Below are 14,981 nucleotides of genomic sequence, written 5' to 3' on the forward strand. Positions count from 1 at the left end.
CCTGATGATTACTTCCCTCGACCCTGAATTCATTTTCAGCGCCGTCAACGCCGCGCTGGCCGAAGACCTAGGCCGCGGCGACCTGACCACGCGCGCGACCGTGCGCCCCGGCATCATGGCGCGCGGCAATTTTCTGGCAAAACAGGACATGGTGTTGGCTGGACTGGAAGTCGCCGCCGCCGTCTTTACCAGCTTCAACCCGCACTTTCAGATCGAATCCACCGCCAGCGACAGCGAAGAGGTCAAGGCGGGCCGCGCCTTTGCCCGCGTGACGGGCGAGGCGCAAATGTTGCTGGCCGCCGAACGCACGGCGCTCAACTTTCTGCAACGGCTTTCCGGCATCGCCACCGTCACGCGCCAATACGTCAACGCCATCGCGGGTACGCAAGCCAAGATCGTAGACACGCGCAAGACGACGCCCGGGTTGCGCATGCTCGAAAAATACGCCGTGACCTGCGGCGGCGGCCACAATCACCGGCTCGGACTGGATGACGGCGTGCTCATCAAAGACAACCACATCGCGCTGGCCGGCAGCGTAACCGAGGCCGTCCGGCGCGCCCGTGAAGCCGCCGGGCACCTGCACAAGATCGAAGTCGAGGTCGCCACACAAGACCAATTGCGCGAGGCGTTGCAGGCCAAAGCCGACATCATCATGCTCGACAACATGACGCCCGCGCAGGTGCGCGAAGCCGTCGCCATCATTCAGCAGCATGAACCAACCGAGCGCCGCACGCTGACTGAAGCGTCGGGCGGCATCACGCTGGCGAATGTGCGCGCTTACGCCGAAGCGGGCGTGAATTTGATTTCGATTGGCGCGCTCACGCATTCCGCGCCCGCCGTGGACATCAGCTTCAAAATCAAAGTGGCATAACGAATTCGGAATTCGGAATTCGGAAGTTGAGTGATGGAAGAGAAACGAAAAGCTGAAGACCAGCCATTCCGGATTCCGCATTCCGAATTCCGAATTCTTACCTTCGCCACGCTCGGCTCAACCAACGACTATCTCAAACAACTGGTCGGCGCGCCTGAATTCACCTGCGTGATTGCCGATGAACAAACCGCCGGACGCGGTCGCCGCGCGCGCGCCTGGGTTTCGACGCCGGGCGAAGGTTTGTATCTATCTGTATTGTTGCGTCCGTCGGCGCCGGCAAACATTGCGTTGCTGAGTTTGCTGGCGGCGGTGGCAGTGGCCGAAACGCTGGCGCAATACAATGTCGCCGGGTTGGACATCAAATGGCCGAACGATGTCTTGATCGGCGAACGCAAGGTCTGCGGCATCTTGGTCGAAGGCGCGAGCAGTGGCGCACAGGCCTTGCGCGTCATCGCCGGCATCGGCGTCAATTTGAATCACCAACAGTTCCCGCCGGAAATCGGCGCGACGGCGACTTCGCTGGCGTTGCAACTCGGCCACGCGGTTGACGCCGCCGAGTTTCGTGAGCGCTTGCTGGCGCGGCTGGCGCATTGGTACACCCGCTGGCAACACGATGCGGGGCGTTCCGTCCTTGAACGCTGGCAGCAACTTTCAAGTTATGCGCAGGGCCAAACGGTCGCCGTTACGCTCGATGATGAACAGGTGTTTGGCACGACGGCGGGGCTGACCAAAGACGGCGCGTTGCGCTTGCAACTGGCGGATGGAACGACGCGCACGTTATTAGTGGGCGAAGTCGCCAAATTGCGCAAAAGCCGGCTTTGCACCAAAAGTCCCTAAAACATCCGACTTTTGGTTCAGGTACGATTTCTGAACCAAAAGTCGGATGTTGCTAAATCTCAGCTTGGATCAGCAATCAGCACCTCACCGCAGAATTGCGGGACGATGCCAAATTCAAACATAGACTGAATCAGCACACAGATATTATGGCAGAGAACCTTGCATAAGGCTTCGTTGATTTGTGCCGTGTCGTCTTTACTGCGCAGGCGGGTTGAGAACTTCGCCTTGATCATGTTGAACGTGGATTCAACGTTGCTGCGCCTGTGGTAGTATGCCAAAAACTCATCACGCTTGTACTGGTAGTAGTGGTACATCTTCTGAAACAACCCGCCCTTTTCGCCTGTGGCATTCGCCTTAAACGCGATATAAGGCGTTGCCCCTACCTTCGCTATGGCGTCGTGATTTTCCAAGCTGGAATAGCCTTTATCGGCTGACACTTCTTTTACGTCAAAGCTCTTGGCAGTCTTTTCAACCAAGCCCGGCAATTGCGGCGAATCGTTGGAATCTTTGCCCGTGATTTCAACCGATGTAACGATGTGCGTTTTGACGCCGCACATCAGATGCGCCTTCACCCACTGATTTTGCGTGCGCTCTTTGCCGTATTTCTCATCAAACCAGCGCACGTAGTTGCAGGTTGAAAAGCCCGATGAATCCACAGCAAAGTCAGTTTCCAGCGCCTTTAATGGCAAGCTGCTTTGCGCGATGAGGCTTTGCAGTAATGGCGTGAGGGCTTCGTTATCCAAATCCAAGTAGCGATTGACTGAGTTGAAATGCGCTGCTTTCGAGACGTAGCCTTTTGCTTGAGCTTCCGACAAGTCAGTAGCAAAGCGGCGTGCGGACATCCCGCAATAGACCTTGAAGGCAGCGGCAAAAAGCATGTCCCGATACGCCAAGCGAGGTCTGCCCATTTCTTGTTCAGGCTCAACCACTAAACCGCAAAGGTCGTGCATTAAGGATTGAAACAGGCGTTTCTCGTTCTGCTGGGCTTGGTTGTAAGCCGTCCAGTCTTGCCCGTAAGTGACTTTCTTTGTGACTGTCACGGTTTCGGTCGTGGTTGTCGTTTCGTTCCCCTGTGCATCTGTCGTAGTGGTTGTGCTGGTTTCACGCTCAACCACGATTTCAACGGCGTAAATGTGCTTGCATTTCGCCTCGCGTTTTTCAAAGTCTGGACAGGTGCAGCGCGGCGATTTTGGATCAGGATTGACAAAGTAGTAAGCGGCGTAACCGCTCTGTGAGGGCACTTTCCAAGTGTTGCCTTGTTGAGTGATTTTGCATTTGGCAGCGATGACTAACCCGCGCTCTTTTCGTTCGGATTGTTCTGACATACTGAGCCTTGCCTTTCATTTTGGATTGGCTCACAATCAGGTTGTTCAGGCCGATGCGAGCAATCGTGTTGGTTTTCAAAAAGCCTCTGGTGGTTAGCGCCGTCAGAGGCTTTACTACTTTAAGGCTCAGTCAGCCTTAAAGTATATTTATAATATAGATAATAAATATAAAGTCAACCATTTATAGGTTGTTTTCTATATTTATTATTGGTATGATAATCCTATGAGTGAAAAGCAGGTAAAACGAGGACGACCGCCAAAGAATGCTGGCGAGCTACGCAATGAAGACCTATTGGTAAAGCTACTATCTGACGAGAAAGAGGCATTTAGGGACGCTGCAAATCTAGCTGGCGTCTCCCTTTCCACCTGGGTACGCGAGAGACTACGACAAGTAGCAATTAAGGAGCTCCAGTCAGCCTCGCAACCAATAGCTTTTCTAAAGCATTTGGCGCGGAACCATGATGTGGAGAATATGTTATGAAAGTGCCCTACACTCAGCAATTCACACCTGAACAAACACCGTTGAAAAAATTACTGCCCATTCTTCGCCAGCATACCAAGAAGAATAATTCGGGTGATTTGCGGAAGGCTATTGCATCTGCGTTTTTTAGCGACAAGAACACCCCTCAGAAGCTTGCAGGCAATACCCTGATTGCCCTGCGCACCTACGGCATCATTGATCAAAACAACGCAGCAACGGATTTCGGAGAGCAGCTTCTTTCTTTTCAGAGCAACCCAGATGAGGTACATAAAACACTGGCTAAGCACATCCTGCTTAACCTGGATGGGGTTGTTATTGTTGAAACCCTGAAAGAGATGGAGCGGGCTGCCTTAAAGATTGAACTAAAATCACTGCCCAACGAGTTACGCCAACGCGGATTTGAGGTGAGCAGCAATTCTAGTGATCTGTCAGGCTTACTGGGCTGGCTTCGACAAGCAAAGGTGCTAGATGGATACCGTGTGAATCCCGGTGAATATCAATCGCTCATCGGAACTTCAGCCGCTACGCTTGAAGCAACAAAAAATCTGAATGCTAATCAATTCCTTTTCCTGAGAGCCATGCTCGCCCTAAATGTTCAGAACTGGACACCTTATAACACGATACTAAAACACGCTGAGGAATTATACGCCGGTCAAACCCGCTATAGCTGGAAGGATGCAATCAAAACGGTACTGGTGCCACTTCAAGAAGCCGGTTTGATTGAAATTCGCAAGAAAGTAAAACAGGACACGAAAACGCCAGAAGGGCGCGGCGGTAAAGCAACGGACGTTAAGCCAACGGGGAAATTTGAAACAGAATTCGCCGAGCCAATTCTTGATATTTTGTATCGCTCCGCTGGATTCACAGCCATCCGTGAAATTCGCAGCAAGTCGCTTGACGACATTGTGGCCGACATCAAACAAGGGATAGACCAGCATAAGAGTGGTAAGGCGCTTGAGTATTTGGCAATTCGATTGTGCCAGATGCTTGATTTGAATTTCATGGGTTTGCGGGAAACCGATTCTGACGTAGCTGGCGGCGGCGAAGTAGATGCCATGATGCATTCAACGCGATTGATCTATTCACGCTGGCAAGTGCAGTGCAAGGTTGGCAATATAACCACTGAAGTTGTCGCTAAAGAGAAAGGCATGCAGGAAGTCACGTTGGCTAACGTGATCTTGATAGTAAGCACCGGTTCAGTTACCAGCGGGGCATTAACTTATCGGCGGAAGATCGTCAGCAAAAGCAATCTGAATATAATCTACATTGACGGAACTGCCTTAAATAGAATCCTGAAAGACAACTCTGCACTAATTGAGATACTGCGACAACAGGCGCAAGAGGCGTTAAATCTCAAGCCCATGCCGCTGGAGCTTAAAGGAGCGCCGCCTTCACAGGAAAGCAAGCCTGATAGGTCTAGCGGTTCAGGTAGTGGCGAAAATGAGGCCACTATATTATCCAATCAGCAAGTTCTGTTTGAGCCTGCTTACTCAACAGAAAAAGGCAGAATGTACTGCGGAGACGCGCTTGAGGTTTTACCGGCGTTAATAGCGCAGGGATTTCGAGCAAAATTGATAATGACATCGCCGCCTTTCGCATTAGTAAAGAAAAAGGAATACAGCAACGAGGATTCCGATTCTTACGTGCAATGGTTTGAGCAGTTCATTCCGCACTTTAAGCAAATCTTAGAGCCGGGTGGCAGTCTCGTTGTTGATATAGGTGGCTCCTGGATTAAAGGTTTGCCAGCAAAATCAATTTATCAATTTAAGTTACTTGTGAAGCTTTGCGAGAGCGGATTCTATCTAGCTCAAGATTTCTACCACTATAACCCCGCCCGGTTGCCAAGCCCTGCTGAATGGGTAACTGTTCGCCGAATGCGTGTCAAGGATGCAATGAATAGCGTATGGTGGCTAACACTTGACCCGTTTGTAGATGCCGATAATCGCCGTGTGCTTGTGCCTTACAGTGAGAGCATGAAGACGCTGCTGGAAAAAGGCTACAAACCTGGGTTGCGTCCATCAGGCCACGATATAAGTGACAAATTTCAGCGTGATAATGGTGGGGCAATTCCCCCGAACCTGTTCCAATTTTCTAACACGGAAAGCAATAGTCACTACCTACGGCGCTGTAAAGAAGAAAGTATAAAGCCACACCCTGCTCGATTCCCTCACGCATTACCTGAGTTTTTCATCAAGTTCCTGACTTCTCCTGACGATCTGGTTCTCGACATATTCGCAGGATCAAATGTTACAGGTGCCACTGCTGAGAGTCTGAAACGGCAGTGGATTGGAATTGAACTTGATCCCAACTACGTTGCGGCCTCGAAATTCCGGTTTGAATCTACTACGTTGCCGCTCTCAAAAGAAAAAGCCCAGAAGGAACAAGAAAAGAAGAAAGTTCCGAAAACCAAACTCTTACAACCTAGATCACCGCTGCTTTTCGATTAACGCTCAAGTTACTTTTGGTTCAGCGCGCCAACTTTTGGTTCAACTCAGACTTTTGGTGCAAAGCCGCAAAGGCCCATGAATACAGGGCGATAAAGCGTTTGCTTAAGCGCGAAAAAATAATTCCGGGCGCCGGCTTCAATCGCTTACCGCAAGTTGAACACTCCTCATTGCGCACGCTAAGATGCCTTGTGTTGGCATCTCCACAGTGGCTCCAAAAGCCAAGCTGACGTTGAAACACAAACCCCGAAAAAGACCGCCAAAAGACGTTGGACGGTTGGCCGGGCGCACACATCAGCCGCTGAGATTGGCGAAATAACTTTTTGATTGAACGGCTTTACTTAACCCGGGCGCGGCCCGCGCGGTTGCGGGGCCTCGCATACTTGCGGCATGAACTACTTTAATTACTTTACCGAAGTCGAAAACGAATTCGTCAAACGGCGCGGCAGCCACATGTTGGTCTCACCGCTCGATTGGGCGCTGATCGAAAGCTGGAAACAGCGCGGCGTCCCGCTGCACATCGTCTTGCGCGGTATCAACACCTCGTTTGATGGCTATGACAAACGCGCCCAGCGTGGGCGCAAGGTCAATTCGCTGCTCTTTTGCCAGCAGGAAATCGAAGCGCAGTACCTGGACTATTGCGAAACGCGCGTCGGCAGCAATACAACCGTCACAAGTGAAAACGGCGCAACCAACGGCCATCACGGCAATGGCAACGGCAAAAAGTCCGCCGCTGACTCGCCCTTTGCCAAAGCGCGCCTGGTTGAATTCCTGAGCGAGCATTACGAACTGCTGGAAAATTTGCGCGCCCGCAACGCCCACGACTGGCCGTTGGCCGAAACCTTCGCGCGCACGGCGGCCCGTTTGCAACAACTGCTCGACGACGTAAAAATGGCCGCGCACCCGGACACAGAAGGGCTGGAACGCGATCTGACCAGTGTGGAAGAATTGATTCTCACCGGACTCAAACAGAGCATCAGCGCCGACGCGCTGGCCGAAATCGAAGCCGATGCCAAACGCCAACTGCGCACGTACCGCGAAAAGATGGGGAAGGAGATTTATGAGCAAACGCGCGCCAATTACGGCGCGCGCCGCTTGCGCGAGCTTTATCAGGTGCCGCGCCTAAGTCTGTTTTATCTTTGATAGGGCCTCCGCAAAAGAGCATGGAGTTCAGGCTTCAGCCTGTCTTGGAAATAACGCACACAGGCTGAAGCCTGAACTCCATGCTCTTTTGCGGAGGCCCTCTTTTCCCACAAGCCCGGTTTGATTTTGCCGTGGCCGGCAAGTCCGTAATCGCCTATGGCAACTTCCACTGACGAATCAATCGCAGCAGGCGTGCTCAGCGGCACGACGCACGAAGTCACCATCGAGAAACTGGTGTATGGCGGCGATGGCCTCGCGCGCATCGGCCACCAAGCGGTCTTTGTGCCCTTTGCCGCGCCCGGCGACCGCGCGCGCATCCGCATCGTCGAAACGGGCCGCAACTTCGCCCGCGCCGTTATCGAAGAGTTGCTCACACCCGCGCCCACGCGCCGCCCGCCGCCTTGTCCGCACTTCGGCGTCTGCGGCGGTTGCCAGTTGCAACATCTGGAATACGCCACACAACTCGAAGCCAAAGCCGAGTTCGTCCGCGAATCGCTGCGCCGCCTGGGCGGTATCGAATGGACGGGCGAGATTGCCACGCGCGCGGCAGCGGAATTCGGCTACCGCGCGCGCGCCGAAATCAAACTTCAACGTGACGCCGACGATCAACTGCGCATCGGTTATTTCCGCGCGGGCACGCACGACGTTTGCCCGGTCAGCGATTGTTCCATCCTCTTGCCCGCCGCCAATCGTGAATTGCACCGCTTGCACGCCGAACCCACGCTCATCCCGCACGGCGCGACGCGCGTTTATCTGACCGCCGGCGATGACGGCGTCATCGTCACCCCCGCCACCGGCGCGGGTGACAAAGCGCACGAAGTGGACGCCCTCGGCACCGCGCATCAACACATCGTCGGCTTTGATTACAGCTTCGGCGTGCGCTCCTTCTTTCAAAGCAACCGGCTGCTGGTCGAAGAACTCGTGCGCACCGTCGTCAACGCGCGCGGCGGCGCACTCGCCGTTGACCTTTACGCGGGTGTGGGACTTTTCAGCCTGCCGCTGGCCCAACGCTTCACCCAGGTCATCGCTGTCGAAGGCAATCGCCTCGCCGCCAATCACGGCGCCGAAAACGCGCGCGGCAACGGTTTGGCGAACGTGCGTTACGACGTGGTCTCGGTCGAAGCCTGGTTGAAATACAAAGCCGCCGAACAGCCTTGCCCCGACCTCGTCCTGCTTGATCCGCCCCGCGCCGGAGCCGGAGCCGTCGTCATCGAACGCCTGGCCGCCCTGGCCCCGCCGCAACTGGTTTACGTTTCCTGCGACCCAGCCACGCTGGCGCGCGATGTGAAGCTGCTGGCGGCCTATGGTTACCAGTTAAACGCGGTGACGGTGCTGGATATGTTCCCGCAGACGTTTCATGTGGAGACGGTGGCGGAGTTGGTGTTGGCCGAAGGATAGGCGCGCCACATGACAGCAGCGTTGAGCCTGGCGCGCGGAAAAGAAATTCTCTGCTTGTTCTTTCGCGCGGTGGTCAATTCCTTGACAAGCGTTCGGCCCTGCACAATGATGCGCCCGGTAAAGGACGGACGCCTTCTTTACTTCAACAGCGCATTTGCGTTACCGACAGATACCCTGAAGATACCCGCTGACGTTCTCGTTACCCCAATTTCACATTATCAAGTTCGATGATTTACTGGCGCGGTTGAGGTCCGCGAGGCCGGGCGTGTACGTCAAGCGCCTGCTGCCGCTTTAGCCGCCGCCAATTCCCCAGGGAGGCAAAGCGCCGGGACGCGCCGCGTTTCCGCGCTGTCAGTGCTATGAACACGCTATCGAATCCGGGAGGCTCTTATCAGGTCTTTCCCTACACGCCCGCCGCCGCCACCAGCCCCGTGTTGTTTCTTTTGCCGCCGTCCTTTGGCACCGTCTCTCAGTTGCAAATCCCTTTGCTCTGGACAGGCGCGGGCGACATTACGAAAAACTACGCCAATGCGAATTTCAGCTTCAGTCTGGTGCAACAGCCGCAAACCGGCGCGCCCACGCCAGCCAATGTTTATGCCAACATCCGCATTTCGCTGGGGGCGAGTCCCTTTATTGCGGATAAGGACGGACGGCAGGCGCTCATGACCAGCTTCGCGGACTTCCTGGCAAACCTCGAAACTCAGTTCGAAATCGAAAGCAAACTGAATCCGACTCCGTTGCTGGTGCCGGGCGCGACCTTCCGCATTGGCCAGCAAATCGCCGACAACCTGCCCGCGCCGCTGACCGATACGCTCTTTTACCGCTACGCGCTTTCGTCTGGCTTGCCGCCGCTCAATGGGAATGCTTACGTGGATTTGCGGCCCGGTATGCGTATGCGCGTCGAGACCGAGATGAAGCAGTTCACGGCGCCCGGCGCGCCGTCCAATTTTTACGTGGGCAGCGGACGGTTCTTGTATTACATCAGCTCCATCCCGAACGGCAGCGGGCCGCGCCAAGTGGTGTTCGATCCCTTCCTGGGCGCGCTGCGCGCGCCGGTGATTCAGGGCGCGGGCACAACGCCATTGGTGGCCGGCGGGTTGTTCGATCTGCAACCGGTGTCGGGTCTGCAAACCTATTGGCGATTGTTTTACCCAGCCAGCATTCCGCCGCCCAGCGCGACCGGCGACACCAAAATCGGCGACAACGTGGCTTTGCTTGGAGCGGCCACGCTGGCGGCGCTCAATCAGGCGACCAGCGAATATCCGAACCCCGGCGCCGAGAGCCTGACCGCAGTCTTTTTGGGCCGCGCCGTGATCGTGCCCGAAATCCCGATCTGGCTGACGGTCAATGGCGAAGCGGCGCTCGAATACGTTTCGCTGGGCACCACGATCACGCAAATCATCGAACGCTTCACCGCGGTGCCGCTCGACGTCAATCAGCAACTCGTGACGGTAAAGCGCCCGCTGGCCTTCAATGACCTGGCGAATTGGTGTACCCGGATAGTGAGCCAGCCGCTGACGCCCGCGCGCGGCTTGCCGTCGCTCTCCGCCGCCTTGTTCGATGTGCCGCTGATTGCCGGCGACAACATTACGCTGAGTCTTTTGGGCTAACTCGGCGCACGCGCCCTGGCCACGGTAACGCCTCCGCTAGGGTGGTGGCTCAAAGAGGAGATGTCGTGCCGCCGATGAACGCTGAAAAACGCTGCTCAACCCAGTGACCCAAGCGGCTTGATCGGCGTGCCCCGCGTTGATCTGCGGCTCAGTTCTCTCCCCATTGACCCACTACCGAAAGGCAGACCAGAAAAAGGCAGACCAGAAAAAGCAGAAAGGACGACCCATGCAATTTCAGCAAAATGCGGAGGTACCGCTTCTTTACGTTGCCGCTGACAATGGCGCGGCCCCGGCGGGCACGTTGCTTTATCTGTTGCCGCCGGGCAGCGCGAGTACGCCCGCGGCCATTGCCCTGGCGGATTCGTGGAAGCTGTTCAGCGGCGTTTATCTGTTCCTCGCACAACCGCTGGCCGCCGGGCAGGCACAGACGTTCGTCAACGCGGCTCAGAAATTTTTGGCCGACCCGCGTATGCAACAAACGCGCTTCGTCTGGTTCAATCCGCCTTACGAGGGGCAGTTGCTGACCGGCCAGAACATCGCCCTCAACGCGCCGCAAGGCAACAGCACAACAGCGGCGGCGGCCAGCTTTGTCTTTCAAAACCTGACGTTCACGCTGCAAGCCGGAGCCGCCGCTACCCTTGACGAAGCCAACGCCGCGTTCAGCTTCACCGCCGCCACGGCGCAGGATTTTTTCCTGCAAACGGCCACGACGACGCTTTACAACCTGGGGCCGCAACTCAGCGTGCCGCTCATGGGCGCGCTGGCGGGTTGTTTGCAATTCACGCTGCCGCTGCAATTCGACCCGGCGCATAGCGTAGACAACCTGGCGGATTTGGATATTGGGCTGCGTTACTTTTACGCCGAGGCGTTTGACGCAAGCGGCGGGATGGCCGGCGACGCTGATTTCTTTTTGGGGACAATGCGCTACCCGGTGTTCAGCCAGGGGCTAACGCTCTATGCCAATCTCGATCCGTTGGCGGCGTTGAATCCGGCCCGCAGCTTTTTTGCCTTCAACGGCGCCGATGCCGGACAAGCGGCGGCGGGCGCGGCTCCGGCGGTCACGACGTATTACAGCGGCACGCTGGGCGATGCCTTGAGCCTCTTGCCACTGCCGGCGAGCGCGGCCAGCACCGCGTTTGCCGCGCTGGTTTTCGCCGTCAACCAGGGGGCCAGCGCGCAATCCGCGAGCGACCCGTATTACCTGGTGCCGCGCGGCGATTTCGTGTGGCAGTCCCAGCGGCGCGGCGCGGTCGAACTCATGTGCGGTCTTTCCGGCGTGGAATATGTGGGCCTGACTTTGAACCAGGCTGCGAACGAAGCTGCGAATGAAGCTGTGAATGAAGCTGCGCTGCAAACCCTCGTTTCGTTTTTTCCCGGCCACGAGGCCTTTGCGTTCGGCTTTCAACCGGGGCAGAAGCCGGGCGTCAACAGCCTGAAACCGACCGACGCGCCGACGACCGCCTTCGCCACGGTCACAGCGGCGGCAGATGCGCTTGATTACTTTGCGCAACCCGATCAGTCGGTACTCTACAACTACGACACGTCAGGCACGTTGCCGCTCACGCCGCCGGGTGCGCAGGTCGTCACGGCGCTGGCCGCCGTGCCCGTGCAAGCGGCAACGCTGACATGGCCGCCGGCTAGCGCGCCGGTTTTCCCCCTCTTGCCTTACGCGGGTTTGTCAGGGCAAGACCTGGCGGCTTATCAGCAACTCGAATCGCAGATCGTCAATCCGGCGCGGCGGCAGGCGCTGACAGCGGCTCCGCCCCAGGCGCGCCCGCGTTTGACGGACGCGCCGGCCAGCCCTTTCAACACGACGCCGCAGGGCTTGCTGGCCGATTATGCGAGCGGCGAGATTGTTTTGGCGCAAATGACCTTGCCGCAATCCGGCGCACAAACGCCCGCCCAGTTGCGCCTGGAAAATGTCGCCAACGAATTGCTGGGCGCGTTTCAAAGCAGCAAAATGTTTCTGGTCGTCTCTGATCCCGGCAAGCTGACCGGCGTGCTGCCAGCGCAATACGACCAGCTCATCCTCGGCCTCGACCCCAAAGAAGCCTGGCAATTCGATCTCGATCCGGCGCAATGGCAAGCCAACGGCACCATCGGCATTATCAAGTTTTACGACCTCAGCATCGCCGCTCTGCTGGGCCAAACCAGCGCCTGGGCGAGCGGCGATTTTTTCAACAACGGTTCGGCGGCCAATGCCGCGTCCGTGATTCAAACGATCATCGCCGAGGCCGACGCGGGCGACAGCGATTTCGCCGCCTTTTTCAACGCGGTCAACAATCCGCATTGGAACGGCATTCTCTGGCTCAACGTGCGCGCGCCGCTCGCTGAATTGCCGCCCGAACTCGCGGGTCTCGCCGTGGGCATTGACCAGAGCCGCTTCCGCGCGCACCACGTCGGCATCAACGCCGCGAAGATCAACGCGCCCGCCACGCCCGGCCCGATTACCATCGCGCCGTCTTCGATCTTCGGCCTGATTCATTACCAGGCCCCCGCGCCGTTGCAGCCTGGCTTGGGCGACTATCAATTCGAGGTCGCGCAGTTGAAGGTGCTTTTTCTGAACTCCGCCGTGGCGGGTTTTTCCAGCGTGATTGATCTGCAAATCAATACGCTCTTTGGCGAAGCGGCCACACTGGAGGGCACGCCGGACAATATCGTCAAGCTTTACGGCGTATATCAAAAACACGTCGTCAACGGCCAGACGCAGGAGTCTTACCTGTTCCAAACGCAATCGGGGCAGGCGGCGACCTTCAACATGCAAAGCAATGTGTTGAACGCCGTGCAACTGACCAAAGGCCAATTCGTCACCGTCACCAGCCAGAACCAGGGCAAAGACACGGCGGCGCAAACCGTCTCGCAATTCGTCTTCTGGGGCTTGCTCGATTTCCGGGCGCTCAGCGGGTTCGATCTGTTTTCGTTCGGGCGCGCGGACAAGGCGGACGCCCCCGCCGGACTGAATTTCAGCAAGCTGGTGATCGAGATGGATTTCGATCCGGCGGCCACGCCGCCCACGCCGCAATTCACCTTCGATGCCTCGCAACTGGCCTTTGACCTGGCGGCGAGCACGGCGCGGGCGAACAGTTTTTATCAGCATTTTCCGCTGACGGTCGGCGGTTTCACGCAGGCGCGCGAGGGCGCGACGCCGGACGGGCAGGGTTTTATGAGCGTGCAAACGCCGCTCAATCAGAGCACCTTGAGCTATCCCTGGTACTCGCTCAATTTCAACTTGAATCTCGGTTCGCCTGGCGCGCTGGCGGCCCAGGCGGGCTTCATTGCCAGTTTGACGGCGGCCTGGAGTCCGGTGGCGGCCAGCGGCGGCGCTTACCAGGTCTTCACCGGTTTGAAGCTGCCGGGTTCGAGCGGCGCGAAACGCGAGATTTCCATCGAGGGGCTGTTCAACATCACCTTCAAAACGCTGGCGCTCATTGCCAAGCCAGAGAGCGACACGTTCATCCTAGTGCTCTATAACATTGGCTTCAAGTTTCTCAGCTTCGCCTTTCCACCGGCGGGCCAGGTCAATTTCGTGCTCTTCGGCGACCCCCAACAAACGGCGGGCGGCAATGCCAGTTTGGGTTGGTATGCGGCCTATGCGAAACCGGACGCCCAGCAGCCACCCGCGCCCAAGACCGTCGCCGGGGTCAGCGACAAACGGCGGCTGGCGAACAATTCATACTCACAGGAATAAGAGGAGACAGGTTTATGCGCATCCTGGTCTGGAACATTCAGTTTTTCACGCTCAAACGCATTCAAAACGCCACCGGCGATTCGTTCTTTTTTCAGGTGCTCAACCAAGCTATTGCCCAGGCGAACCGCGATCACATTGTGTCAACCGTCACGCTGGCCGATCCGGACGTGGTGGTTATCGTCGAGCCGCGTTGCGAGCAACCCGCCAATGTTGCCGAAGTCGGTGAATTGGCCAGCGGGAGCGGGCCGGACGGGCTGATTTATCTTTACCAACTGTTGCACGCCATCAACCCCAACTGGTATCTGGTGCCGCCGCTGAAGACGGTTAGCAAAGACATTCTTTCCCAGGCTACCTACACCGAGGCAGTCGGCTTTTTTTACCGGGGTGACCGGTTCGATTTCACCGGTCCCTGGGTGTGGCCCGCGAACCATGTCGCCACCGGGCCTTCGGTGGTGCCGGGCGTCAATGTCGTGGCGGCGAATTATCCGGTGCTCTGGGCCAATCTGCTGCCGGCGAATACGCAATTCGCCTCGCAAGCGCGGTTTTACGACGCCAATCAGCAAGAGGTGCTCTTCACCACGGCGAATGACCGGCGGCCCGTCTTGACGACCTTTTGCCAGCACGGCGTCCTCAATCCGATTACCTATAAGGTGTTTGCCTGTCATACGACGCCGACCAAATACCCGAAAGCGGCGAGTTGCAGGGCCTTGGGGTTGGCCGAAGCGCTCCCCGGCGACCGTGAGGTCAGCGCCGTCGTGGGCGATTTCAACGTAGACATTCGCGACGGTAAGAATGCGGCCTTCATTAACGAAGCGGACTTGCTGTACGACTTCGATGGCGTGTTCAGGTCTACGGACGGGCCGACCACCACCAAGATGGTCAGTCAGGCAGAGCCAAGCGGTTATTTGAAAAGCGCGTCTTACGACAACATATTCGTGCGCTACGGCACGAATACCGTGGTACCGGCGCATAACAAAGCCGTCGTCAATCGCGTGGCAGGTTCGCTGCGGTTCCCCGCGGATATGGCGAACGCGCTCGCCAATTATCCGCTGCACTCCGGGGCGTTGCTGCTTCAGCGGTTTCGCACTTATTACAACTACGGCCACATCGGGAATTTCCCCGGCACCAGTGACCATCTCGCCATCGTCGCCGACATCTGATTCATCTGATTCATTGCGCAGGTA

The 14,981-nt window shown here is 56.9% G+C and carries 9 protein-coding genes; 8 read left to right on the top strand and 1 reads right to left on the bottom strand.

Translation table 11 applies throughout. The features are described from left to right. The first annotated feature begins 4 nt into the window (after positions 1–4). Both nadC and HY011_04250 read left to right on the top strand, forming a co-directional pair. Positions 5–871 (top strand): carboxylating nicotinate-nucleotide diphosphorylase, encoded by an 867-nt coding sequence (gene nadC, locus HY011_04245; GenBank protein ID MBI3422125.1) that lies wholly within the window; start codon positions 5–7, stop codon positions 869–871. A 33-nt stretch (positions 872–904) separates the two neighbouring features. Beyond that, on the top strand, positions 905–1,708 hold the full coding sequence (locus HY011_04250; GenBank protein MBI3422126.1) for a biotin--[acetyl-CoA-carboxylase] ligase: 804 nt from the start codon (positions 905–907) through the stop codon (positions 1,706–1,708). 59 nt (positions 1,709–1,767) lie between these two features. Here HY011_04250 and HY011_04255 read toward each other — a convergent pair whose 3' ends face one another. Next, entirely contained in the window at positions 1,768–3,033 is a 1,266-nt protein-coding gene (locus HY011_04255; protein MBI3422127.1) for a transposase, read from the bottom strand. Positions 3,034–3,510: 477 nt separating this feature from the next. On the opposite strand from HY011_04255, the gene HY011_04260 reads away from it, so the two are divergent. The 6 genes from HY011_04260 (at position 3,511) to HY011_04285 (ending at position 14,957) form a co-directional block, all read left to right on the top strand. After that, positions 3,511–5,961, top strand: a complete 2,451-nt coding sequence (locus HY011_04260; protein MBI3422128.1) for a restriction endonuclease — start codon at positions 3,511–3,513, stop codon at positions 5,959–5,961. A 387-nt stretch (positions 5,962–6,348) separates the two neighbouring features. Continuing rightward, on the top strand, positions 6,349–7,101 hold the full coding sequence (locus HY011_04265) for a hypothetical protein (GenBank protein MBI3422129.1): 753 nt from the start codon (positions 6,349–6,351) through the stop codon (positions 7,099–7,101). A gap of 156 nt (positions 7,102–7,257) precedes the next feature. After that, entirely contained in the window at positions 7,258–8,499 is a 1,242-nt protein-coding gene (locus HY011_04270; GenBank protein MBI3422130.1) for a class I SAM-dependent RNA methyltransferase, read from the top strand. A 359-nt stretch (positions 8,500–8,858) separates the two neighbouring features. Continuing rightward, the gene (locus HY011_04275; protein MBI3422131.1) at positions 8,859–10,109 is read left to right on the top strand and encodes a hypothetical protein; all 1,251 of its coding nucleotides are present in this window, start codon (positions 8,859–8,861) and stop codon (positions 10,107–10,109) included. 226 nt (positions 10,110–10,335) lie between these two features. Beyond that, a complete protein-coding gene (locus tag HY011_04280; protein ID MBI3422132.1) occupies positions 10,336–13,797 on the top strand; it encodes a hypothetical protein in 3,462 nt (1,153 codons plus the stop codon). Positions 13,798–13,811: 14 nt separating this feature from the next. Continuing rightward, complete coding sequence (locus HY011_04285; GenBank protein ID MBI3422133.1) at positions 13,812–14,957, top strand: hypothetical protein; 1,146 nt, start codon at positions 13,812–13,814, stop codon at positions 14,955–14,957. The last annotated feature ends 24 nt before the right edge of the window (positions 14,958–14,981 follow it).

The organism is Acidobacteriota bacterium, from assembly GCA_016196035.1.
Taxonomy (GTDB): domain Bacteria; phylum Acidobacteriota; class Blastocatellia; order RBC074; family RBC074; genus JACPYM01.